Origin of the sequence: Methylobacterium indicum, assembly GCF_017347565.1 — a bacterium.
GTDB lineage: Bacteria > Pseudomonadota > Alphaproteobacteria > Rhizobiales > Beijerinckiaceae > Methylobacterium > Methylobacterium indicum.
Genome location: NZ_AP024145.1, coordinates 4,532,828 through 4,555,406, shown reverse-complemented (window position 1 = coordinate 4,555,406; position 22,579 = coordinate 4,532,828). Strand labels below are relative to the sequence as shown.

Annotated in this window: 20 protein-coding genes; 13 read left to right on the top strand and 7 right to left on the bottom strand. The window is 70.4% G+C overall.

All coding sequences use genetic code 11. From position 1 onward, the window contains the following. Nucleotides 1–2 precede the first annotated feature (2 nt). Nucleotides 3–563, top strand: a complete 561-nt coding sequence (gene mobB, locus miv_RS21105) for a molybdopterin-guanine dinucleotide biosynthesis protein B (protein WP_207178676.1) — start codon at nt 3–5, stop codon at nt 561–563. Continuing rightward, nucleotides 551–1,804, top strand: a complete 1,254-nt coding sequence (locus miv_RS21100; RefSeq protein ID WP_207178675.1) for a molybdopterin molybdotransferase MoeA — start codon at nt 551–553, stop codon at nt 1,802–1,804. The genes mobB and miv_RS21100 overlap by 13 nt, the downstream gene beginning before the upstream one ends. Before the next feature lie 696 nt (nt 1,805–2,500). Here the strand turns inward: miv_RS21100 and miv_RS21095 are convergent. Then, nucleotides 2,501–3,217: a DUF4142 domain-containing protein gene (locus miv_RS21095; protein ID WP_207178674.1), complete on the bottom strand. Its 717-nt coding sequence runs from the start codon at nt 3,215–3,217 to the stop codon at nt 2,501–2,503. Nucleotides 3,218–3,467: 250 nt separating this feature from the next. On the opposite strand from miv_RS21095, the gene miv_RS21090 reads away from it, so the two are divergent. The 7 genes from miv_RS21090 (at nt 3,468) to miv_RS21060 (ending at nt 10,783) form a co-directional block, all read left to right on the top strand. Next, a complete protein-coding gene (locus miv_RS21090) occupies nt 3,468–4,562 on the top strand; it encodes an acyltransferase family protein (protein ID WP_342345213.1) in 1,095 nt (364 codons plus the stop codon). A gap of 123 nt (nt 4,563–4,685) precedes the next feature. Beyond that, nucleotides 4,686–5,480 carry an ABC transporter ATP-binding protein gene (locus miv_RS21085; RefSeq protein WP_048426117.1) on the top strand — a complete coding sequence of 265 codons (795 nt, stop codon included), beginning with the start codon at nt 4,686–4,688 and terminating at the stop codon, nt 5,478–5,480. Continuing rightward, on the top strand, nt 5,473–6,222 hold the full coding sequence (locus tag miv_RS21080; RefSeq protein WP_058617849.1) for an ABC transporter ATP-binding protein: 750 nt from the start codon (nt 5,473–5,475) through the stop codon (nt 6,220–6,222). The genes miv_RS21085 and miv_RS21080 overlap by 8 nt, the downstream gene beginning before the upstream one ends. Continuing rightward, nucleotides 6,222–7,481, top strand: coding sequence for an ABC transporter substrate-binding protein (locus miv_RS21075; RefSeq protein ID WP_207178673.1), 1,260 nt, complete (start codon nt 6,222–6,224; stop codon nt 7,479–7,481). Before miv_RS21080 ends, miv_RS21075 begins: the two co-directional genes overlap by 1 nt. Before the next feature lie 112 nt (nt 7,482–7,593). After that, nucleotides 7,594–8,799 (top strand): ABC transporter substrate-binding protein, encoded by a 1,206-nt coding sequence (locus miv_RS21070; protein ID WP_207178671.1) that lies wholly within the window; start codon nt 7,594–7,596, stop codon nt 8,797–8,799. 79 nt (nt 8,800–8,878) lie between these two features. Further along, entirely contained in the window at nt 8,879–9,766 is an 888-nt protein-coding gene (locus miv_RS21065; protein WP_048426114.1) for a branched-chain amino acid ABC transporter permease, read from the top strand. Nucleotides 9,767–9,793: 27 nt separating this feature from the next. Next, nucleotides 9,794–10,783, top strand: a complete 990-nt coding sequence (locus tag miv_RS21060; RefSeq protein ID WP_048426113.1) for a branched-chain amino acid ABC transporter permease — start codon at nt 9,794–9,796, stop codon at nt 10,781–10,783. A gap of 226 nt (nt 10,784–11,009) precedes the next feature. Here miv_RS21060 and miv_RS33405 read toward each other — a convergent pair whose 3' ends face one another. The 6 genes from miv_RS33405 to miv_RS21035 form a co-directional block, all read right to left on the bottom strand. Then, nucleotides 11,010–11,849, bottom strand: a complete 840-nt coding sequence (locus tag miv_RS33405; RefSeq protein WP_244748634.1) for an alpha/beta fold hydrolase — start codon at nt 11,847–11,849, stop codon at nt 11,010–11,012. After that, nucleotides 11,846–13,072, bottom strand: a complete 1,227-nt coding sequence (locus tag miv_RS33400; protein ID WP_244748633.1) for an MFS transporter — start codon at nt 13,070–13,072, stop codon at nt 11,846–11,848. The genes miv_RS33405 and miv_RS33400 overlap by 4 nt, the downstream gene beginning before the upstream one ends. A gap of 239 nt (nt 13,073–13,311) precedes the next feature. Continuing rightward, nucleotides 13,312–14,094, bottom strand: a complete 783-nt coding sequence (locus miv_RS21050) for a hypothetical protein (protein WP_207178670.1) — start codon at nt 14,092–14,094, stop codon at nt 13,312–13,314. After that, the gene (ureG, locus tag miv_RS21045) at nt 14,094–14,705 is read right to left on the bottom strand and encodes an urease accessory protein UreG (protein WP_048426109.1); all 612 of its coding nucleotides are present in this window, start codon (nt 14,703–14,705) and stop codon (nt 14,094–14,096) included. The genes miv_RS21050 and ureG overlap by 1 nt, the downstream gene beginning before the upstream one ends. 23 nt (nt 14,706–14,728) lie before the next feature. Further along, the gene (locus miv_RS21040) at nt 14,729–15,085 is read right to left on the bottom strand and encodes a tRNA-binding protein (protein WP_207178669.1); all 357 of its coding nucleotides are present in this window, start codon (nt 15,083–15,085) and stop codon (nt 14,729–14,731) included. Between the two features lie 65 nt (nt 15,086–15,150). Continuing rightward, nucleotides 15,151–16,569 carry a M20 family metallopeptidase gene (locus miv_RS21035; protein ID WP_207178668.1) on the bottom strand — a complete coding sequence of 473 codons (1,419 nt, stop codon included), beginning with the start codon at nt 16,567–16,569 and terminating at the stop codon, nt 15,151–15,153. 275 nt (nt 16,570–16,844) lie between these two features. On the opposite strand from miv_RS21035, the gene miv_RS21030 reads away from it, so the two are divergent. From miv_RS21030 to miv_RS21015, 4 genes are all read left to right on the top strand, one after another. Then, nucleotides 16,845–18,653 (top strand): peptide ABC transporter substrate-binding protein, encoded by a 1,809-nt coding sequence (locus miv_RS21030; RefSeq protein ID WP_207178666.1) that lies wholly within the window; start codon nt 16,845–16,847, stop codon nt 18,651–18,653. A gap of 10 nt (nt 18,654–18,663) precedes the next feature. After that, entirely contained in the window at nt 18,664–19,623 is a 960-nt protein-coding gene (locus miv_RS21025; RefSeq protein WP_207178665.1) for an ABC transporter permease, read from the top strand. Further along, nucleotides 19,589–20,518 carry an ABC transporter permease gene (locus miv_RS21020; RefSeq protein ID WP_207178664.1) on the top strand — a complete coding sequence of 310 codons (930 nt, stop codon included), beginning with the start codon at nt 19,589–19,591 and terminating at the stop codon, nt 20,516–20,518. Before miv_RS21025 ends, miv_RS21020 begins: the two co-directional genes overlap by 35 nt. 187 nt (nt 20,519–20,705) lie before the next feature. Beyond that, nucleotides 20,706–22,571, top strand: coding sequence for an ABC transporter ATP-binding protein (locus miv_RS21015; protein WP_207178663.1), 1,866 nt, complete (start codon nt 20,706–20,708; stop codon nt 22,569–22,571). Nucleotides 22,572–22,579: the final 8 nt, after the last annotated feature.

The window sequence follows — 22,579 nt, the reverse complement described above, 5'->3', positions numbered from 1 at the left end:
CGATGCGGGTCATCGGGCTCGCCGGCTGGAGCGGCGCCGGCAAGACCACGTTGCTGGTCCGGCTGATCCCGGTCCTGCGGGGCCGCGGCCTGCGGATCGCGACGGTCAAGCACGCCCACCACGCCTTCGACGTCGACCAGCCCGGCAAGGATTCCCACCGCCACCGCGAGGCCGGGGCCTGCGAGGTGATCGTCTCGTCGAGCCGCCGCACCGTTCAGATCCGAGAGGTCGAGGAGGAGGCGCGCCTGCCCGACCTGCTGCGCCGGCTCGGCCCCTGCGACCTCGCTGTGATCGAGGGATTCAAGCGCGAGGCGCATCCCAAGCTCGAGGTCTACCGGCACGCCAACGGCCGGCCGCCGCTCCATCCCGACGATCCCCGCATCGTCGCGGTGGCGAGCGACCATCCCTTTCCGGACGCAACCCCGCCGATCGTGCCCCTCGACGCGGTGGAGACGGTCGCCGATATCGTCATGGCGCGGGCCGAGCCCCTCGCGGCGGTGCTGGCGCGGCTGGAATCCCGGGAGGGCGGAGAAGCGGGAGAGCGGAGTTCATGGCGCAGCTGACCGACGACTGCTTCGCCTTCGGCGGCCCGCTCCTCTCCGTCGAGGCCGCCGCGGCGCTGATCGCCGAGCGGGTGCCGGTTCTGGCCGGGACCGAGACGATCGCCCTCACGGACGCCGACGGGCGGATCGCGGCCGCGGACGTCGTCGCGGGGCTCGACCTGCCGCCCTTCGACAATTCCGCGGTCGACGGCTACGCCGTGCGCTTTACCGACCTGACCCCCGGTGCCGAGACGGTGCTCCCGGTGCGCGGGCGCCTTCCCGCCGGGGCCGCGCCGGATGCGGGCCTCCCGGCGGGAGCGGCGATGCGGATCTTCACCGGCGCGCCGATGCCGCCGGGTGCCGACACGGTGTTCATGCAGGAGGACGTGCGGCGCGAGGGCGAGGCGGTCGCCCTGCCCTCCGGCCTCAAGGCCGGCGCCAACCGGCGCCTCGCCGGAGAGGATGTCGCCCACGGCAGCGTCGTGATCCCGGCCGGCCGCCGTCTGACCCCGCCCGACCTCGCGCTCGCCGCCGCCACGGGCCACGCCACCCTCTCGGTGCGCCGTCGCCTGCGGGTCGCGGTCTTCTCCACCGGCGACGAACTGGCCGAGCCCGGGGCCAAGCTGCGGCCGGGCGCGATCCACGATTCGAACCGGATCCTCCTGGTGGCGCTGCTGCGGCGCCTCGGCGTCGAGGTCGCCGATCTCGGCATCCTGCGCGACGACCCCGCCACCCTGCCCGACCGCCTGAAGGCGGCGGCCGCGGGCCACGACCTGATCGTGACCTCGGGCGGCGTCTCGACCGGCGAGGAGGATCACGTCAAGGCGGCCGTGGAGGCGGTGGGGCGGCTGGTGTTCTGGCGCCTCGCGATCAAGCCCGGCCGCCCGATCGCGATGGGCCTCATCGGCGAGACCGCCTTCGTCGGCCTGCCGGGCAACCCGGTGGCAGTCTACGTCACGCTGCTCTTCGTCGTCCGGCCGCTCCTCGCCCGCCTCGGCGGCGCCGTTCCGGAAGCCCCGCCGAGCGAGCCCGCCCGCGCCGCGTTCCGGTACGCCAAGAAGGCCGGGCGCCGGGAATACGTTCGCGTCTCGCTGCACCGCGGCCCCGACGGGACCGTGGAGGCGGTGAAGTTTCCCCGCGACGGCGCCGGGCTGCTGTCGTCGCTGACCGGCAGCGACGGGCTGGCCGAGCTGCCGGAGGACGTCACGCGGGTCGAGGCAGGCGACATGGTGGAGGTGTACCGCCACCCGCTGCTGTGGTGAGGATCCGCCTCTAAGCAGATTTCGCCGAAGTGGACACCGGTTCGGCGGCAAAAATCTGCGACGAAAACAAGAACCTAAGCGGGCGAAGCGTTGGCCTGCCCACGGTACACGACATTGAAGAAAGTGGAGGCCACCACGCAGGCGTTCCACCCCCTTTCCCGGACGACTGGAGCGTCAGCGGAAGGAGATCCGGGATCCAGCAGAGGACATGCCGCGAAGCGGCTCAACCTGTTGCACCGTCGCAGACAATGAGACGCTTCGCGGCTTTTCGTGCTGGATTCCGGATCTCCTTCCGCTTCGCTTCAGTCGTCCGGAAAAGGGATTGGTTTACAATGGGTCATGGAGCCTGGCTGCACGGTTCCCGGCCAGTGTCGTGGACCGTGGGCAGGCCAACGCTTCGCCGTAACCGGGGCAAAATCGCGGGCGGGAATTCGAAAATGCGTCGCAGGGGCGGTCCTTCGAACCCGCAAGCTACTGACAATGCAGCATCTCGCATGTGCGAGACCAGAAATGCTGCACCTGCTCGCCCGTGAATTTGCCCCGGTTACCGCTTCGCCCGCTTAGGTTCTTGTTTTGTCGCAGATTTTTGTCTAGAACCGGTATCCACTTCGGCGAAATCTGCTTAGCGTATGCCACGAACGGAAACGGCGGGCCTCTCGGCCCGCCGCTCCGTCATCTCAAGGTTGGTCCGTGCGCTCAGCGGGCGCCCGGCAGGCGCTGGGCCTGCGCCAGATGCTGCTGAATCACCGGCAGGGCCTGCTGGACGTAGTTGCGCAGGGCCGGGTTCGGACCCGACTGGGCGTAGGCCTGGTAGTTGGCCACGGTCATGGCGTGGGCCTGGACCTGCATGCGGACGTAGGTCCGGTCGAAGGCCGGGCCGGCCGGGGTGTCGGCGAGCTCGGCGAGCATCGCCTGCTGCTGCGGGCCCAGCGGGATGGCACGGGTGGCGGCGGTGGTGGTCACGTCGCCGTCGAAGTCGACCGCGTTCGCACCCATCCGGGCGCCGCGGGCCGCGCCGGAGCCGAGGCCCTCGAGGCCGCCGACCGGGCCGCCCTGGAGCGTGCCGCCGACGACGCCGGCCGCCGCACCCGTGGCCGCGCCGACCGCGCCGCCCGCGATGGCGAAGGGCGCCTCGATCAGGCCGCCGATGCCGGAGCCGACGCCGCCGGCGACGTTCTCACGGCCACCGAGCAGCGCCACGTTGGCGGCGCGGTGGTCGCGGATCATCTCCTGGGCGAAGCTGCGGATGCGCGGGTTGCGCGACTTGTCGAGGGCGATCTGGCTCGCCTTGACCTCGAACGCATTCGACATCAGCGCCATCGAGCGGAACTCGTTGAAATTGCCGACCTGCTGCGCGAAGGCGGGGGTGGCGAGAGCAACGGCGAGGCCGGTCAGGGCAACGAGCTTCTTCATCGGTCAACTCCTGGTAGTCTGTTCTTGAGCGTAACGTGCCAGAACCGCCGGATATCGAGGGATCGTCTCAGTCACGGCTGCGTCATCGGCTTGGCAGGACGCTTTCGGGCTGGACAACGACGTTCCGGCGGCATTGTTCCCGCGGTCGCGTCATGTCTTCGGGGTCTGCCGGCCCTGGCCGAACCCGCCCCGGCTCCGGTAAGACCGCGCCGGGTCCCGTCCGGGTGCCCGTGTCCGGTGAGCGATGTCCTTGGTCCGTTCCACGCCCCTGCCGCTGATCCAGGTCCTGCGGGCGCTGGCCGCCGTGATGGTCGCCGCCGGCCATGCCCAGCACGAAGTCGCGGGCCTCGCCGATCGGGCGGGCCTCGCCTTCGCGCCGGCCGCCTGGCTGCCCTGGCCGGCGGGCGTCGACGTGTTCTTCGTCATCTCGGGCTTCATCATCGTGCACGCGGCGGCCCCGCTGCACGGGCGGAGGGAGGCGCGGCGGGTCTTCCTCGCCCACCGGGTCGCGCGGGTGGTACCCCTCTACTGGCTCGCCACCACGCTCTACCTCGCCCTCGCCTGGGCCAGGCCCGGCCTCCTGGGGGCCGGCGGCGAGGGGCCGGCCTACCTCGCGGCCTCCTATCTGTTCTGGCCGATGGCCCGGGGCGACGGGGCGGTGCAGCCGCTCTACTCCCTCGGCTGGACGTTGAACTACGAGATGGCGTTCTACGTCGTCTTCGCCCTCGTGCTGCCCTGGGGCCGACGGCAGGCGGTCGCCGGCACGGTCGCGGTGTTCGCCGGTCTCGTGCTCCTGGGGGCGGCAGCGGTCCATCATGGCACGGCGCTGCCGGTGCCGCTGGCCTTCTGGAGCGACCCGATCGTCCTCGAATTCGCCTGCGGGGCCCTCCTGGCCCTGGCGCGCCGGGAGGGCCTGCGCCTGCCCGGCCTCGCCCGCCTGGTACTCGCGGGGACCGGCCTCGTGCTCCTGTCGCTCGCGGGCGATGCCCCCGCCCTTCCCCGCTGCCTCGCCTGGGGCGGGCCGGCCTGCCTTCTCGTCGCGGCCGCCGCGCTCGGACCCTCCGGCGTCGGCGGCCCGCGCCGTGCGGCCCTGCTGAGACCCGCAACCCTCCTCGGGGATGCCTCCTACGCGCTCTACCTCGTCCATCCCTTCGCGGTGCGCGGGGTGCGGATCGCCGTCGAGGCGACCGGGCTCGCCGCCCGTCTCGGGCCCGGCCTCGCGGTGGCCGCGATGCTGGCCCTCGCCTGCCTCGCCGCGCTCGTGCTGCACCGCGTGATCGAGCGGCCGCTCACCCGGACGGCCCGGGCGCTCCTCGAACCGAAACCGGCGGTGAATAAGGCCTGACAGGCCGGATTCGCCCTGCGGCAGGCCGGCGTCGACCCGTTGACACTCCTTCGGCGGCATGCTGTTTCGCTATGCGATACGCGCATAAGCGCGAGCGAGGAAACGCAGGGGTGACGCGCCGACATGGCCCAACCGCTAACCCACGCTGAGGCCGGCGCCCGGGGCCAGGACATCGTCCTGTCGACCGAGGGCCTGACCAAGGAGTTCAAGGGGTTTCGCGCCGTCAACGGCGTGACGCTCGAGGTCAAGCGCGGGACGATCCACGCGCTGATCGGCCCGAACGGCGCCGGCAAGACGACCTGCTTCAACCTGTTGACGAAGTTCCTGACACCGTCGGCGGGCTCGATCCGCTACAACGGCCGCGACATCACCGGCATGAAGCCGGCGGACGTGGCTCGGCTCGGCCTAGTGCGCTCGTTCCAGATCTCGGCGGTCTTCCCACACCTCACCGTCAAGGAGAACGTCCGCATCGCGCTCCAGCGGCGCAAGCGCGGCGATTCCTTCGATTTCTGGCGCTCCGAGACGGTGCTGCGGGCGCTGAACCGCGAGGCGCTGGACCTCGTCGAGGCGGTTGGCCTGTCGGAATTCGCCGACATTCCGGCGGTGGAACTCTCCTACGGCCGCAAGCGGGCGCTGGAGATCGCCACGACGCTGGCGCTCGAGCCCGAGATGCTGCTCCTCGACGAGCCGATGGCCGGCATGGGCCACGAGGACGTCGACCGGACCGCCTCCCTGATCCGCCGGGTCTCGGCGAACCGCACCATCCTGATGGTCGAGCACAACCTGTCGGTCGTCGCCTCGCTCTCCGACCGCATCACCGTGCTGGCGCGCGGCCAGGTGCTGGCGGAGGGCGACTACGCCACCGTGTCGAAGGATCCCCGCGTGGTTGAGGCCTATATCGGAGCCGGTCATGGCTGAGGCGGTGATGACGAAGCCGGTCCCGGCGGCGGGCGCGGGCGCCGCCCCCCTCCTCTCGGTGCAGGGCCTCGAAGGCTGGTACGGCGAGAGCCATGTGCTGCATGGCATCACCTTCGACGTGAAGCCCGGCGAGGTGGTGACCCTGCTCGGCCGCAACGGCGCCGGCAAGACGACGACGCTCCGCGCCATCATCGGCATCCTGGGCAAGCGCAAGGGCTCGATCCGCTACGACGGCACCGAGACCATCGCCATGGCCTCGCGCAACATCGCCAAGCTGGGCTTGGGCTACGTGCCGGAGGAGCGCGGCATCTTCTCGAGCCTGTCGGTCTACGAGAACCTGATGCTGCCGCCCCGGGTGAAGCCCGGCGGGATGACGGTCGAGCAGATCTACACCCTGTTTCCGAACCTCAAGGAGCGCTCGGGCAGCCAGGGCACCAAGCTGTCGGGCGGCGAGCAGCAGATGCTGGCCATCGGCCGCATCCTGCGCACCGGCGCCAAGCTGATCCTGCTCGACGAGCCGACCGAGGGCCTCGCCCCGGTCATCGTGCAGCAGATCGGCCGGACCATCGCCCGGCTGAAGTCCGAGGGCTACACGATCATCCTGGTGGAGCAGAACTTCCGCTTCGCCCAGACCGTGGCCGACCGGCACTTCGTCGTCGAGCAGGGCCGGGTGATCGACATGATCCCGAACGCCGAGCTCGACGCCAACATCGACAAGCTGCACACCTATCTCGGCGTGTGATGCGGGCGCGGGTCCTCCTCACGGCCCTGTTGGCGGGGCCCGCGCTCGGTCTCGGCCCGGGCGTGGCAGCGCTTGCGGGGACCCCCGGCCGGGTCGTTCCGGTCAAGATCGGCGTGCTCAACGACCGCTCGGGGGTCTATGCCGAGATCTCGGGCGAGGGCTCGGTCGTCGCCGCCCGCATGGCGGTGGAGGATTTCCGCGCGCAGGACCACGGCCTGTCGGTCGAGGTCGTCTCCGGCGACCACCAGAACAAGCCCGCGGTCGGCGCGAGCCTCGCCCGGGCCTGGTACGACCGCGAGGGGGTCGACGCGATCTTCGACGTGCCGACCTCGTCGGTGGCGCTGGCGGTGCACGAGGTCACCCGCGAGAAGAACAAGGTCTTCGTCGATTCCGGCGCCGGCACCGCGGACCTCACCGGGCCGGATTGCTCGCCCAACACCGTCCACTGGACCTTCGACACGGTGGCGCTCGCCAACGGCACCGGCGGCGCGATGGTCAAGCGCGGCGGCGACACTTGGTTCTTCGTCACCGCCGACTACGCCTTCGGCGAGGCGGTGCAGCGCGATACCACGGCGCTGATCGAGCGCCGGGGCGGCCGGGTGCTCGGCGCGGTGAAGACCCCGTTCCCGGCCTTCGACTTCGCGCCCGCCCTCCGGCAGGCGCAAGGCTCGGGGGCCAAGGTGATCGGGCTCGCCAATGCCGGCGGCGACACGATCGGGGCGGTGCGCGAGGCGGCGCGGCTGCGGGTGGCGGAGGGCGGCCAGGCGCTCGCCGGGCTCCTGATCTTCTCCTCCGACATCCACGCTTTGACCCCGAAGGTGGCGCAGGGGCTGGTGCTGACCGAGCCGTTCTACTGGGACCTCAACGATAACACCCGGGCCTTCTCGGACCGCTTCGCCAGGCTCGCGGGCGGCAAGAAGCCGACGGCGGCGCAAGCCGGGGTCTATGCGGGCGTACTCCACTACCTGAAGGCCGTGGAGGCGCTGGGCTCGGCCGCGGACGGAGACAAGGTCGTCGCCAGGATGAAGGAGATCCCGACCGACGATCCCCTGTTCGGCAAGGGCACGATCCGGGCCGACGGCCGCAAGATCCACGACATGTACCTGTTCGAGGTCAAGAAACCCGCCGAGTCGAAGGGCGAGTGGGACCTCTACAGGACCCTGGCGACCATCCCGGGCCGCGAAGCCTTCCGGCCCCTCGACCAGGGCGGATGCCCGCTGGTCCTGCAGGCCGCGCAGGCGGAAGGGCCGAGGCCCTGACGGGCTCTCTCCATCCAGAAGCGGGCACGGCGCCGTCGCGGCGCGCGAAGCCCGCCCGACTCACCAGCCGAACGCCGTCGCATGCGGGCGGCATCCACAGGGAGGTAGAACGATGCTGAAACGGTTGTTGCTCGCCAGCGCCCTCTGCGCCGTTGCCGCCGGCCAAGCGCTCGCGCAGACACCGGTCAAGATCGGCGTGCTGAACGACCGCTCGGGCGTCTATGCCGACATCGCGGGCGAGGGCTCGGTCGTCGCCGCCCGCATGGCGGTGGAGGACTTCAAGGCCGCCGAGAAGGGCCTGAAGGTCGAGATCGTCGCCGCGGACCACCAGAACAAGCCGGATGTCGGCGCCTCGATCGCCCGGCAATGGTACGACCGCGACGGGGTCGATGCGATCTTCGACGTCCCGACCTCCTCGGTGGCGCTCGCCGTCAACCAGGTGACGCGGGAGAAGAACAAGGCCTTCGTCAATTCGGGCGCCGGCACCGCGGATCTCACCGGCCCGCAATGCTCGCCCAATACCGTCCACTGGACCTACGACACCGTGGCGCTGGCGAACGGCACCGGCGGCGCCATGGTCAAGCGCGGCGGCACCACCTGGTTCTTCCTCACCGCCGACTACGCCTTCGGCCAGGCGCTGCAGCGCGACACCACCGAGGTCGTCAACAAGAACGGCGGCAAGGTGGTCGGCGCGGTCAAGACGCCGTTCCCGACCGCCGACTTCTCGTCCTTCCTGCTCCAGGCCCAAGGCTCGGGCGCCAAGGTGATCGGGCTGGCCAATGCCGGCGGCGACACCATCAACGCCATCAAGCAGGCGGCCGAGTTCGGCATCACCGAGGGCGGCCAGGCCATCGCGGGCCTGCTGATCTTCTCCTCGGACATCCACGCCCTGACCCCGAAGATCGCGCAGGGCCTGGTGCTGACCGAGCCGTTCTACTGGGACCTCAACGACGGCACCCGCGCCTTCTCCGATCGCTTCGCCAAGCAGAACGGCGGCAAGAAGCCGACCGCCGTGCAGGCCGGCGTCTATGCCAGCGTGCTGCACTACCTGAAGGCGGTCGAGGCGCTGAAGTCGGCCTCCGACGGCGGCAAGGTCGTCGCCAGGATGAAGGAGATCCCGACCGACGATCCCCTGTTCGGCAAGGGCAACATCCGCCCCGACGGCCGCACCATCCACGACATGTACCTGTTCGAGGTGAAGAAGCCGGCCGAGTCGAAGGGCCCCTGGGATCTCTACAAGACCCTGGCGACCATTCCCGGCAACGAGGCCTTCCGCCCGCTCAACCAGGGCAACTGCCCGCTGGTGAACAAGAGCTGACGCTCCTTCCGGCGGCGCCTCGCGGCGCCGCCGGCCCCATCCGCACCAGGCCCGGTCCCCACGCGAGTCGCCAGACCCCATGCCCACGATCCTCGGCGTCCCCATGCAGGCGCTCTTCGGCCAGCTCCTGCTCGGCCTCATCAACGGCTCGTTCTACGCCATCCTGTCGCTCGGGCTGGCGATCATCTTCGGGCTGTTGAACATCATCAACTTCACCCACGGCGCGCAGTACATGATGGGCGCCTTCGTCGCCTGGATGCTGCTGAACTACGCCGGCCTCGGCTACTGGTGGGCGCTGCTCCTCGCGCCGATCATCGTCGGGTTGTTCGGGGTGATCCTCGAGCGGCTGCTGATCTCGCGGCTCTACAAGCTCGATCACCTCTACGGCCTGCTCCTGACCTTCGGCCTCGCGCTGATCATCCAGGGCCTGTTCCGCAACGAATACGGCGTGTCGGGCCTGCCCTACGCGATCCCCTCCGAACTCTCGGGTGGCCAGCGCCTGCCCTTCATGTTCCTGCCGAACTATCGCGGCTGGGTCGTCGTCGCCTCGCTCGTCGTCTGCATCGCCACCTGGCTCGTCATCGAGAAGACCAAGCTCGGCGCCTACCTGCGCGCGGCCACCGAGAACCCGACCCTGGTCCAGGCCTTCGGGGTGAACGTGCCGCTGCTGCTGACGCTGACCTACGGCTTCGGCGTGGCGCTCGCCGCCTTCGCGGGCGTGCTCGCCGCGCCGGTCTATTCGGTGAACCCGAACATGGGCGCCGACATCATCATCGTGGTGTTCGCGGTCGTGGTCATCGGCGGCATGGGGTCGATCCTCGGCTCGATCATCACCGGATTCAGCCTCGGGCTGGTCGAGGGCCTGACCAAGGTCTTCTATCCGGAAGCCTCCTCGACCGTGATCTTCGTCATCATGGTGCTGGTGCTGCTGGTGAAGCCCGCCGGCCTGTTCGGCCGCACCGCCTGACCCGCCACGCCTGAAGGAACACCCCCCATGTCCTCCGCCGCGGCGTCCACCGACGCCACCCCGATCGCCGCCACCCTGCCCGAGGGCCGGGACGCCAAGGCGTTCCACCGCCTCGTCTTCGTCATCATCGCGGTCCTGCTCGCGGTGCTGCCCTTCATCCTGTATCCCGTCTTCTTGATGAAGGTGCTGTGCTTCGCGCTGTTCGCGCTGGCCTTCAACCTGCTGCTCGGCTACGGCGGCCTCCTGTCCTTCGGCCATGCCGCCTATTTCGGCATGGCGAGCTACGTCACCGCCTACACCGCCAAGAACTGGGGCCTGACGCCGGAACTCGCGATCCTGGGCGGGACCCTGATGGCGGCGCTTCTCGGCCTCGTCTTCGGGGCGCTCGCCATCCGGCGCCAGGGCATCTACTTCTCGATGATCACCCTGGCGCTCGCCCAGATGGTGTTCTTCTTCTCGCTGCAAGCCAAGTTCACCGGCGGCGAGGACGGCATCCAGGCGGTTCCGCGCGGCAACCTGTTCGGCGTCATCAGCCTCGCCGACGACCGGGTGCTCTACGGCCTCGTGGCGGTGATCTTCTTCCTCGGCCTCCTGCTGATCTACCGCATCATCCACTCGCCCTTCGGCCAGGTGCTGAAGGCGATCCGCGACAACGAGCCCCGCGCGATCTCGCTGGGCTACCGCGCCAACCAGTACAAGCTCGCGGTCTTCGTGCTCTCGACGACGCTCGCGGGGCTCGCCGGCTCGACCAAGGCGATCGTGTTCCAGCTCGCCTCGCTCACCGACGTGCATTGGTCGATGTCGGGCGAGGTGGTGCTGATGACGCTGGTCGGCGGCATGGGCACGGTGTTCGGTCCGATCCTCGGCTCCTTCGTCATCATCGCGATGGAGAACTACCTGGCGCAGTTCGGCGCCTGGGTGACGATCATTCAGGGCGTGGTGTTCGTGGTCTGCGTGCTGGTCTTTCGCGAGGGCATCCTGGGCCTCGTCGCCCGGATGCTGAAGCGGCCGCTCTGATCCGCCTCGGCGGATGACGAGGCGGCGCCGGTCCCGAGCGGGGCCGGCGCCGTCGTCGTTTCGGGGGCCTGGTCGGGGGACCTCGGCTAGAGAGCGTCTCGATCGCGCTGCAATCGCGAAGCTCTCTCGGCTTTTGATTTTGCCGCATTTTCTTCGACGAACCGGTATCCACTTCGTCGGAAAATGCTCCGGCGCCTCACCGCCCTCCGGCAGCAGGCGGGTCTCTTCAGGCGATGGCCCGCCGGATCGCGGCGCGGACCCGCTCGGGCGCCTCGAAGGGCAGGAAGTGGGTCGTACCCGGCACCGTCTCGACCGTGATTCCCGGACGGGGGCTGTCCGCGAGGGCGCAGGTACTGCCGGTCTCGGCGCGCAGGATCTCCGCCGGGCAGGACAGGCGGGCGAGGGCGGCCCACGGGTCGTGCCCCTGCGCCATGTAGCTCGACGCCTCCCAGGCGCCGGTGCAGGCGAGCGTCACCCCGCCCGGGACGTCGCGAAATCCGTCCGCGACGTAATCGGCGAGCGGCGCCTCCGGCCAGGTGCGGAAGGCGCCCCGGCCCCGGTAGGCGGCGAGTGCCGCCTCGCGGGACGGGAAGTCGCTGCGCCGCCTGAGCGCGCCTTCGGCGAGACCGGCATGGCCCTCACCGCGCCGCTCCGGCGCCTGGATCACCGGATCGAGGAGAACGAGGCGGCGCACCCGCTCCGGCCGCTCGGCGGCGGCGAGCAGCGAGGCGGTGCCGCCCATCGAGTGACCGATCAGCACGAGCGGACCGGTCTCCAGCCGGTCGAGCACGGCGATCAGGTCGCGCGTGACGTCCCACCAGTCGATCCGCCCGGCGGGCTCGGCCGGCAGGGTCGAGCGGCCGTGGCCGCGCTGGTCGTAGGCCAGGATGGACCGGTCGGCGAGCGGCGCGACGAGGCTGCGATAGGTGCGGGCGTTGAAGCCGTTGGCGTGCAGCAGGATCGCGTCCGACGGGCGCGAGGCCGGCCCGAATTCGAGCGCGGCGAGGTGCCCGCCGGACGAATCGCCAATCGCGAGGCTGCGCCGCACCAGGCCGTCGTCGGTCACTGCTTCACTCCCTTGGGCCGTGCGAGTGCGGTGCCGGCGGCGCCCAAGGCCATCAGCACGGCGGTGCCGAGGAAGACCGCCCGCATGCCGATATGCCCGCCGATGAAGCCGCCGAGCAGCGGGCCCACCACCTGCCCGACATATTGCGACGAGGTCGAGTAGCCCAAGACCGTCCCGGCGACCCGGTCGGGCACCGAATGCCGGATCACGCTGGCGATGCAGGGCAGGAGCCCGCCGAGGGCCAGCCCCATCAGGAAGCGCAGAGCGACGAGCTGCCAGTCGCGCGTCACCAGGGCCTGGGGCACCAGGAGCAGGGCGCAGACCGTCAGGCTGGCGGTGATGACGGTCCAGGGGCCGATCCGGTCGGCGAGGCGCCCGAGCCGCGGCGCCGACAGGATGCTCCCCAGGGCCGTCGCCGACATGGCGAGCCCGGCGATCAGGGTGACCCGGGCCGGGTCCGGGGTCAGTTCGGCGACGTAGACGGTGATGATCGGCTCGATCGACATCACCGCCAGCATCAGGAGCATCCCGGTCGCCAGCATGGCGAGCGCCGGGCGCTTGTCGGGGATGGCGGCAAAGCTCGCCGAGGCCCGCGCGGCGCGCGGCGGGCGCGGCGCCTCGCGAATCAGGAGAAGCGTCGCCAGGAAGGCAAGGAAGATCACCCCGCCGGCGGCGAAGAACGTCGCCCGGATGCCGATCAGCGGCGGCAGCACCCCGCCGACGAGCGGCCCGACGAGGTTGCCCGCCATGATGCCGGAGCCGAGCATCCCGAGCGCCCAGGCCGAGCGGTCCTTCGGGGTCTGGGTCGCCACGAGCACCGTCGAGCCCGAGGCGTAGCCGCCGAGCAGCCCCGCGAGGAGGCGCAGGCCGACGAGCTGCCAGACGTCGCCGGCGAGCCCGATCAGCGACATCGCCACCGCCATGCCGAGGCTTGCCCGGATCAGCATCAGCTTGCGGCCGTAGAGGTCGGCCAGCCGCCCCCAGAGCGGCGCCACCAGGGCGGCGCTGAAGAAGGTCGCCCCGAACGCGACGCCGGACCATTGCACGATCGCCGCCTGGTCCTTGACCCCGAGTTCCTCGACGTAGAGCGGGAGGAACGGCAGCAGCAGCGTCATCGCCACGAGGGTGGTGAAGGAGCCGAACACGCAGACCGCGAGGTTGCGCCGCCAATAGGCGTCCTCCGGCGCCGCGTCTTCGGGTGCCGCGCTGCCGTCGCGGGTCATGGGGGTGTCCTTCCTCCCGCGGGCGACGAGGGTCGCGCGCCTGGATCGACGGTCTGGAACGTGACCGGAACCCGACCCTAAGCAGATTTCGCCGAAGTGGACACCGGTTCGGCGGCAAAAATCTGCGACAAAACAAGAACCTAAGCGGGCGAAGCGTTGGCCTGCCAACGCAAGTCCGCTTAGCCCCCTGCCCGGCCCCGCGCGAACCCGTCCCCGGCGCGCCCCTGCATGCCTTCCCGTCATGCCGGCGGTCGCCAGTCCGGCCAGGCCGAGACGCGATGGACCAGTCGCCGGTCCCGTGCCTCCTCGCCGAACGGCGCCAGGATCCAGTCCCAGTTCCGCGGCGCGGAACCGGGATCGACCCCGTAGAGCAGGTCCAGGCGCTCGATCACCCGCCCGTCCCGGTCCTCCTCGGTCTCGTCGCGGTCGGCGACGAGGCAGATGCGGGCGGGGAGTCCGGCGAGCGCCGCGAGATGCGCCGCCACGATGCGGCGCCCGCAGGCGTCGGGATCCGTGAAGGGGCCGAGCCGGCCCGTCGCCTCGAGACGCGCGACCGGCAGGATCGGCAGCTGCGACAGGAGATTGGCCGAGATCACGAGATCGGCCTCGCGGCAGACCGGCGGCAGGACCGGGCCGACGGTCTCGCCATGGCCGAGCATCAGGTCCTGCATGCCGCTGAGGTCGAAGGTCAGACGCACGACGTTGGGATGGCGCCGCGCCCGCCACCGGCCGCGCCAGGGATGCACCGCGTCGACGAGCACCACCCGGCGGAAGGCAGCGGCCAGGTCGTCGATCGGCACGTCGTCGAGGAGGCCCGCGCCCAGCACCACGGCGGTGTCGCGGCGGGGCAGATCCGCCATCGCCGCCCGGACCGTATCCCGCGCGGCGGCGAGGTGCGGCGCCCAGGCCCCGCGGCAGCGCCGGGAGCGCGAGGCGAGCCGCACGCTCTCGCCGGCATGGCCGAGGCGCCGCGCCGCGAGGGTCGCGGGCTGGACGAGCCAGTGCAGGAGGTCGAGGAGCACTAAAGCCCCCCGGCCTCCACCACGAAGCGGGCCACCGCCTCGACGCCGTCGCCGTGGCGCAGGGACGCGAAGACGTAGGGCCGCGTGCCCCGCATCCGCTTGGTGTCCTCCTCCATCACCCCGAGATCGGCGCCGACGAGGGGCGCGAGGTCGGTCTTGTTGATGACGAGGAGGTCCGAGCGGGTGATGCCGGGACCGCCCTTGCGCGGGATTTTTTCGCCGCCGGCCACGTCGATGACGTAGATCGTGATGTCGGCGAGCTCGGGCGAGAACGTCGCCGCGAGGTTGTCGCCGCCGGATTCGAGCAGCACCAGATCGAGCGCGGGAAAGCGCCGGCGCATCTCGGCCACCGCCGCGAGGTTGATCGAAGCGTCCTCGCGGATCGCGGTATGCGGGCAGCCGCCGGTCTCGACGCCCATGATCCGCTCTTCCGGAAGGGCGCCGGCCACCGTGAGGAGGCGCGCATCCTCCTTGGTGTAGATGTCGTTGGTGATGGCGCAGAGGTCGTAGCGCTCGCGCAGGGCCTTGCACAGGCCCTCCATCAGGGCGGTCTTGCCCGACCCGACCGGGCCGCCGATGCCGACCCGCAGAGGTCCGTGGCTGGTAGTCATGACGCTCTCGCTCTCCGTGAGATTCAGTAAAGCCGCCCGCCGTTCGGCACAGGCCGCTCGGGTGCGATCAGCACCACGGCGCCCTCCCCGTCCGGCACCCCGAGGGTCAGGACCTCGGAGCGGACCGGGCCGACCTGGCGCGGCGGCAGGTTGACGACGCACAGCACCTGCCGGCCGATCAGAGCCTCGGGGGCGTAGTGCACCGTCACCTGCGCGGAAGACTTCTTCAGGCCGAGCGCCGGGCCGAGATCGATGACGAGCCGGTAGGCCGGGCGGCGCGCCTGGGGGATCGGCGCCGCCTCGACGACGGTGCCGACCCGCACGTCGAGCTTCAGGAAGTCGTCGATGGCGATCGGGGCCGGCGGCTCGGTCTGGTCCATGGGATGTCCGGGCAGGAGAAAGGGTTCTCCTGCCTAACCCAGCGGACGCGACGCGGCGAGCCGCTTTACCCCACGGACATCGTGAGCGGCGGCTGCACCTCCGCCGGCAGCGGCGAGACGTAGCCCTCCGGCCCGGTGCGGGCCTCGAGGTCCGCTTTCGCCGCCTCGCGCAGGGACGCGTCGGTGGCGAGCCGGGCGCCGAGCGCCGCCATGGCTTTGGCCACCTGCACCATCGCCTTGTGGGCTGCCGGGGTCTTGCCCTGCGCCACCACCTGCCAGGTGTGGAACGGGGTACCGACCGCCACCGTCGGGGCGTGGGCCTGCACGGTCGGCACCACCCAGCTCACGTCGCCGACGTCGGTCGAGCCGATCGCCGGGTTGCGGTTCGCGTCGAGCGGCACCAGGAAGTCGGCCAGCGGCGCGTCGGTCACCGGGAGGCCGATGGTGCGGTAGACGGCCGCGATGTCCTGCGGGGTCAGCGTGCCCTGGATCTCGCGGGCGAAGGCCCGGTCGGAATCGTCGAAATGGGGGGCGCCCAGATCCTCCATGACCCCGTGCAGGGCCTCCTCCAGCGGGGTGTTGCCGACGAGGTTCGAGACCGCGCTGACGATGCGCACCTCCACGCGCGTCTCGGTCATCAGGGCCGCGCCCTCGGCGATCTTGCGCACCCGGGCAACGAGGTCGCGCATGCCGGGAAGGTCGCGGGCGCGGATCGAGTAGCGCACCCGGGCATGGGCCTGGACGACGTTCGGGGCGATGCCGCCGGTATCGAGATAGGCGTAGTGCACCCGCGCATCGCTCGGCATGTGCTCGCGCATGTAGTTCACGCCGACATTCATCAGCTCGACCGCGTCGAGGGCCGAGCGGCCGAGATGCGGGGCCGCCGCCGCGTGCGAGGCGCGGCCGGTGAACACGAAATCGGCCCGGGTGTTGGCGAGCGAGAGCGGCGGCGAGACCTCCCAGAAGCTCGACGGGTGCCAGGTGACGGCGGCGTCCGCATCCGCGAACAGCCCCTCGCGGACCATGAACGCCTTGGCGGCGCCGCCCTCCTCCGCCGGGCAGCCGTAATAGCGCACGCGGCCGGGGAGCCCCTGCTCGGCGAGCCAGTCCTTGAGGGCGGTGGCGGCGAGCAGTGCCGCCGAACCGAGCAGGTTGTGCCCGCATCCGTGGCCGTGGCCACCCTGCTGGAGGGGAGTATGGGCCGCCACGCCCGCCTCCTGGCTGAGCCCCGGAAGCGCGTCGTATTCGCCGAGAAACGCGATGACGGGACCGCCCTCCCCGGCCTCGCCGACGACGGCGGTCGGGATGCCGGCCGCGGCCTCGGCCACGCGAAAGCCCTGGTGGCGCAGCTCGGCGGCGTGCGCGGCGGCCGAGCGCTCCTCCGTGTAGCAGACCTCCGGCGTGCCCCAGACCTCGTCCGAGAGGGCGATCAGCCGGGCCTTGTGGGTGTCGACCTGGCGCCAGACGGCGTTGCGGTTGTCCATGGGGTTCACTCCCTTGCGGCCCCTGCGGCGGGCCGCCTTGCGGGCGAGCCTCATGCAGGCGGCGCGCCGGCTCAAGCGCGGCGGGAGCGGATGTGGCGCGCGCAGCCGGAATAGCTTGGATCGACGCGCGGCGTGGGGCAAGTGGCCCGGGCTTTGCCTGATGGAATCTCGTTAGCGCTAACAACTAGTGCTGATTTTTGCAGAGCCGCTTGTAAGGACAAGCGGCGGGCGCGATGCTGATGGCCGCGAGAGGCCAGCCAGAAGGGTGTTTGTCGATGACCGAGCGTGGCGTAACCGAGCATGACCTGCGCACCCTGATCGGCGAGGTGAAGGACGGCAGCCTGTCGCGGCGCGGTTTCGTGGGCCGGATGCTGGCGCTCGGCCTCACCGCTCCGATGGCCGGGATGATGCTCGCCCAGAACGGCGTCGCCTTCGCGGCGAGCCCCTTGCGCGACGCCTACAAGCCGACCAAGGCCGGCGGCGGCGGGCCGCTGAAGCTGCTGTTCTGGCAGGCCGCGACCCTGATCAACCCGCATTTCGCGGTCGGCACCAAGGACCAGGAGGGCTCGCGGATCTTCTACGAGCCGCTGGCGGCCTGGGACGCCGACGGCAACCTCTTCCCGATCCTGGCCGCCGAGATCCCCTCGAAGGAGAATGGCGGCGTGGCGGCCGACGGCTACTCGGTCACCTGGAAACTGAAGCCGAACGTGAAGTGGCACGACGGCAAGCCCTTCACCGCCGACGACGTGGTGTTCACCGCCGAATACGCCGCCAACCCGGCCACCGCCGCGGTGACCGGCGGCAGCTACATGAACGTCAAGGTCACGAAGGTCGATGATCTGACGGTGAAGCTCACCTTCAAGGAGCCGACCCCGTTCTGGGCCGATGCGTTCGTGTCGAGCGCCGGGATGATCATCCCCAAGCACGTCTTCGCGGATTACAACGGCGACAAGTCCCGCGACGCGCCGGCCAATCTCGCCCCGGTCGGTACCGGCCCCTACAAGTTCAGCGAGTTCCGCCCCGGCGACATCCTGCGCGGCGTGCGCAACCCGGATTACCACGTCCCGAACCGGCCGTTCTTCGATTCGATCGAGATGAAGGGCGGCGGCGACGCGGTCTCGGCCGCCCGCGCCGTGCTCCAGACCGGCGAGTACGACTATGCCTGGAACATGCAGGTCGAAGACGAGATCCTCAAGCGGCTCGAGGCCGAGGGCAAGGGCCGGGTCAAGATGGATTACGGCGGCAACCTCGAGTTCCTGCTGCTCAACGCCACCGACCCGAACACCGAGGTCGACGGCGAGCGCGCCTCGCTCAAGACCAAGCACCCGGCCTTCTCGGATCCGGCGGTGCGCAAGGCGATGAACCTGCTCGTCAACCGGGCGGCGATCCAGCAATTCATCTACGGCCGCACGGGGCGAGCCACCGCCAACGTCTTCAACGGCCCGGCGCCCTTCGTGTCGAAGGGCACCTCCTTCGCCTTCGAGCCCGACAAGGCGGCGCAGATCCTCGAAGAGGCCGGCTGGAAGAAGGGCGGCGACGGCATCCGCGCCAAGGACGGCAAGAAGCTGAGATTCGTCTTCCAGACCTCGATCAACGCGCCGCGCCAGAAGACCCAGGCCATCATCAAGCAGGCCGCCCAGAAGGCCGGCATCGACATGGAGCTGAAGTCGGTTCCAGGCTCGGTATTCTTCTCCTCGGATGTCGCGAACCCGGATACCTATCCGCATTTCTACGCCGACATGGAGATGTATACCTGGAACATGACGCAGGCCGATCCGGCGGTGTTCGCACTCCAATACGTCTCCTGGGAAGCCGCCACCAAAGCCAACAAGTGGCAGGGCCGCAACATCTGCCGGATGCAGAACCCGGACGTCGACGCCGCCTACAAGGCGGCGCAAAGCGAACTCGACCTCGTCAAGCGGGCCGCCCTGTTCGTCAAGATGAACGACCTGGTGGTGGCCGACTACGTCCTGCCGCTGCTCCACCGCGCCCAGGTCTCGGCGATCAACGGCAAGCTTGAGGCGCCGGCGAGCGGGTGGGACAACTCGCTGGCCTTCCTGGCCGAGTGGTACAAGCAGGCGTAACGAACCCCCGATGGGAGCCTATCTCCTCCGCCGCCTGCTGATCGCGATCCCGAGCCTGCTCGGGATCAGCCTCATCCTGTTCACCGTCCTGGCGCTGGCGCCCGGCGACCCGTTCGGGGAGCTGGCCACCAACCCCAACGTGCCGCCGGAGGTGCGCGAGGCCCTGCGGCTGAAATTCGGCCTCGATGACCCGATCCTGGTGCGCTACCTGCATTGGCTGACGGCGATGCTCCAGGGCGACTGGGGCTTCTCCTTCGCCAGCCGGGTCGATGTCGACGAGTTGATCCTGCAGCGGCTGCCCACGACCCTGTTCGTGGTCGGCTCGTCGCAGGTGCTGGCGCTGCTCATCGCCGTGCCGGTCGGCATCCTGGCGGCGATCCGGCCCTACTCGGTCTTCGACCAGGTCGCCAACACGCTCGCCTTCATCGGCTTCTCGCTGCCGACGTTCTTCACCGGCCTCTTGTTCATCCTGCTGTTCACCCTCACCCTCGACTGGCTGCCCTTCGTCTACCAGGCCGACATCTCGGCCACCGGCTGGCGCTGGGCCTGGGAGCACGTCCGGCAGGCGATCATGCCGGTCTGCGTGCTCGGCTTCTTCCAGGCGGCGTCCTACACCCGCTACGTCCGCGCCTCGGTGCTCGACGTGGCGCGCCTCGACTACGTCACCACCGCCCGGGCCAAGGGCCTGTCGGACGGCACCGTCACGGTCCGGCACATCGCCCGCAACGCCCTGATCCCGGTCGTGACGCTGGTGGCGCTCCAGATCCCGGCGGTATTCGGCGGCGCCATCGTCACCGAGCAGATCTTCCGGATTCCCGGCATCGGCTCGCTCCTCATCAACGCGATGCTCGCCAACGACACGCCGGTGGTGATGGCCGTCACCTTCGTGTTCGCCTGCCTCGTCGTCCTGTTCAACCTCGTCGCGGACCTCCTCTATGGCTGGCTCGACCCTCGCATCTCCTACCGCTGAGACGGCCGCCCCCGCGCCGCCGGCGGCGTCGGGGCGAGATACCTGGCGGCGCTTCCGCCGACACCGCCTCGCGGTGGTCAGCGTCGGGGTGCTGGGCTTCCTCGTGCTGGCGGTCGTGGTCGGCGGCTGGGTCTGGCCGGTGGCGATCGACGAGATCGACTTCGCGGCCACCCTCCAGGGCCCGTCCTGGGCCCATCCGCTCGGCACCGACGATCTCGGCCAGGACCTGCTCGCCCGGATGATCTATGGCGGGCGGATCTCGCTCGCCGTGGGCTTCGCCGCCATGGTGGTGGCGACGCTGGTCGGCGTGGTGGTCGGCGCGCTCGCCGGCATGTCGCGCCGCTTCCTCGACCCGTTCCTGATGTGGCTGACCGACCTCTTCCTGTCGCTGCCGCAACTGCCGCTGCTCCTGCTGATCATCTACCTCTTCCGCGACCAGCTGAAGCAGGTCTTCGGGGTCGAGGGCGGGGTCTTCGTGATGATCGTGGCGGTGATCGGGGGCCTGCGCTGGATGCCGGTGGCGCGCCTCGTGCGGGCGCAGTTCCTGAGCTTGCGCGAGAAGGAGTTCGTCGAGGCCGCGCGCTCGCAGGGCGCGACCGCCTGGCACCTCGTCACCCGCCACATCCTGCCGAACGCGATCGGCCCGGTCATCGTCGCGGCGACGATCGAGGTCTCGTCCGCGATCATCGCCGAATCGACCCTGTCGTTCCTAGGTCTCGGCTTCCCGCCCGACATCCCGACCTGGGGCCGGCTCCTCTACGACGCCAAGGACCATCTCGACGTGGCGCCGCACTGGGCGCTGTTTCCCGGCGCCGCGATTTTTTTGACCGTCCTGTCGATCAACTTCATCGGCGACGGCCTGCGCGACGCGCTCGATCCGCGGCGGGTCTTGTGACGGCAGGCTTCGCCCGGATTCCCACCCTGGACCTCATCCTGAGTTGCTGGGCGATCGCAGATCGCGCAGCCTCGAAGGAGGCCTCCAGATCCCTCGGAGACCACGGGAGGTCTCCTTCGAGGCTCGCTCCGCTCGCACCTCAGGATGAGGTCGCGGGTGGGAGAGTGCGTGAGCAGGGTAGCCCACGATGACGCCTACAAGTCACTCCCGCCCGATCCTCTCGGTCCAGGACCTCACCGTCGCGTTCCGCTCCGAGCAGGCCTGGCGCCCGGTGGTGCACGGCGTCTCGTTCGACATCGGCCCCAAGGAGACGGTCGCCCTCGTTGGCGAATCCGGATCGGGCAAGAGCGTCACGGCGATGTCGATCATGCGGCTCACGCCCCGCGACGCGACCCGCACCGGCGGCAAGGTGCTGCTCGAAGGCCGCGACCTCCTGCGCCTGCCGGACGCCGAGATGCGACGCATCCGCGGCGATGACGTCGCGATGATTTTTCAGGAGCCGATGACGAGCCTGAACCCAGTGCTCACCGTCGGCTTCCAGATCGGCGAGGCGCTGCGGCTCCACCGCGGGATGTCGCATGGAGAGGCCGAGGCCGAGACCGTCCGGCTGTTCGACAAGGTGCGCATCCCGGCCGCCGCCTCGCGGGTGCACGACTACCCGCACCGCTTCTCCGGCGGCATGCGCCAGCGGGTGATGATCGCCATGGCGCTCGCCTGCCGGCCCAAGCTCCTCATCGCCGACGAGCCGACGACGGCGCTCGACGTGACGATCCAGGCCCAGATCCTCGACCTCATCAAGCTCCTCCAGGAGGAGGAAGGGATGTCGGTCCTCTTCATCACCCACGACATGGGGGTGGTGGCCGAGATCGCCGACCGCACGGTGGTGATGGTCGAGGGCCGCGCCGTCGAGACCGGCGCCACCGAGCAGATCTTCCGCCGCCCGGCCCATCCCTACAGCCGCGCGCTGCTCGCCGCCGTGCCGCGCCTCGGGGCGATGCAGGGCACGGAACGGCCGGCCCGGTTCGAGATCGTCGACCGGGCCACCGGCGAGCCGGAGGCGGCGCCACCGCTCCCCGACACGGTGCGCGAGGGCGAGCGGCCGGTGCTCGAGGTGAAGGGGCTCACCACCCGGTTCGACATCCGCGGCGGCCTGCTCTCGCGGGTGCGCGGCCGGGTCCACGCGGTCGAGAACGTGTCCTTCGCGGTCCGGGCGGGCGAGACCCTGGCCCTCGTCGGCGAATCGGGCTGCGGCAAGTCTACGACCGGCCGCTCGGTGCTGCGGCTGATCGAGCCGGTCGCCGGCGCGGTGCTCCTCGACGGCGAAGACGTCCTCGGCCTGTCGCCCTCTGCGCTCCGCGCCACGCGCCGGCGGATGCAGATGATCTTCCAGGATCCCTTCGCCAGCCTCGACCCGCGGATGAGCGTCGGCGCCGCCATCGCCGAGCCGCTGCTGATCAACCGCCTCTGCTCGCGCGGGGAGGCGCGTGCGCGTGCCGCCGACCTGCTGCGCCGGGTCGGCCTCAAGCCCGAGATGGCGAGCCGCTTCCCGCACGAATTTTCCGGCGGCCAGCGTCAGCGCATCTGCATCGCCCGCACGCTGGCTCTCGAACCACGGCTGATCGTGGCCGACGAGTCGGTCTCGGCCCTCGACGTCTCGGTGAAGGCGCAGGTGGTGAACCTGATGCTCGACCTTCAGGCCTCGCTGGGTCTGGCCTACCTGTTCATCTCGCACGACATGGCGGTGGTGGAGCGGGTGAGCCACCGGGTCGCCGTGATGTATCTCGGCGAGATCGTCGAGATCGGTCCCCGGGCGGCGATCTTCGGCGCGCCCCAGCACCCCTACACGAAGAAGCTGATGGCCGCCGTGCCGGTGCCCGATCCGGGCCGGCGCCGCCAGCTCCACGCCGTGCGCAGCGACGAGATCAAGAGCCCGATCCGCCCGGTCGACTATGTCCCGCCCGAGCGGATCTACCGCGAGGTCTCGCCCGGCCACGTCGTGCAGGTCTGGGGCCCCGAATGGGAGGCCCCGGGCGCCATGGCGGCGGTGGCCTGACGCCCGGT

What these genes read in the sequence shown, in the direction of transcription:
- miv_RS21030 (WP_207178666.1), top strand. Translation starts at nt 16,845, where the DNA reads ATGACCGAGCGTGGCGTAACCGAGCATGACCTGCGCACCCTGATCGGC.
- ureG (WP_048426109.1), bottom strand. Translation starts at nt 14,705, where the DNA reads ATGACTACCAGCCACGGACCTCTGCGGGTCGGCATCGGCGGCCCGGTC.
- miv_RS21080 (WP_058617849.1), top strand. Translation starts at nt 5,473, where the DNA reads ATGGCTGAGGCGGTGATGACGAAGCCGGTCCCGGCGGCGGGCGCGGGC.
- miv_RS21070 (WP_207178671.1), top strand. Translation starts at nt 7,594, where the DNA reads ATGCTGAAACGGTTGTTGCTCGCCAGCGCCCTCTGCGCCGTTGCCGCC.
- miv_RS21035 (WP_207178668.1), bottom strand. Translation starts at nt 16,569, where the DNA reads ATGGACAACCGCAACGCCGTCTGGCGCCAGGTCGACACCCACAAGGCC.
- miv_RS21085 (WP_048426117.1), top strand. Translation starts at nt 4,686, where the DNA reads ATGGCCCAACCGCTAACCCACGCTGAGGCCGGCGCCCGGGGCCAGGAC.
- miv_RS21060 (WP_048426113.1), top strand. Translation starts at nt 9,794, where the DNA reads ATGTCCTCCGCCGCGGCGTCCACCGACGCCACCCCGATCGCCGCCACC.
- mobB (WP_207178676.1), top strand. Translation starts at nt 3, where the DNA reads ATGCGGGTCATCGGGCTCGCCGGCTGGAGCGGCGCCGGCAAGACCACG.
- miv_RS21025 (WP_207178665.1), top strand. Translation starts at nt 18,664, where the DNA reads ATGGGAGCCTATCTCCTCCGCCGCCTGCTGATCGCGATCCCGAGCCTG.
- miv_RS21095 (WP_207178674.1), bottom strand. Translation starts at nt 3,217, where the DNA reads ATGAAGAAGCTCGTTGCCCTGACCGGCCTCGCCGTTGCTCTCGCCACC.
- miv_RS33400 (WP_244748633.1), bottom strand. Translation starts at nt 13,072, where the DNA reads ATGACCCGCGACGGCAGCGCGGCACCCGAAGACGCGGCGCCGGAGGAC.
- miv_RS21100 (WP_207178675.1), top strand. Translation starts at nt 551, where the DNA reads ATGGCGCAGCTGACCGACGACTGCTTCGCCTTCGGCGGCCCGCTCCTC.
- miv_RS21065 (WP_048426114.1), top strand. Translation starts at nt 8,879, where the DNA reads ATGCCCACGATCCTCGGCGTCCCCATGCAGGCGCTCTTCGGCCAGCTC.
- miv_RS21040 (WP_207178669.1), bottom strand. Translation starts at nt 15,085, where the DNA reads ATGGACCAGACCGAGCCGCCGGCCCCGATCGCCATCGACGACTTCCTG.
- miv_RS21075 (WP_207178673.1), top strand. Translation starts at nt 6,222, where the DNA reads ATGCGGGCGCGGGTCCTCCTCACGGCCCTGTTGGCGGGGCCCGCGCTC.
- miv_RS21015 (WP_207178663.1), top strand. Translation starts at nt 20,706, where the DNA reads ATGACGCCTACAAGTCACTCCCGCCCGATCCTCTCGGTCCAGGACCTC.
- miv_RS21020 (WP_207178664.1), top strand. Translation starts at nt 19,589, where the DNA reads ATGGCTGGCTCGACCCTCGCATCTCCTACCGCTGAGACGGCCGCCCCC.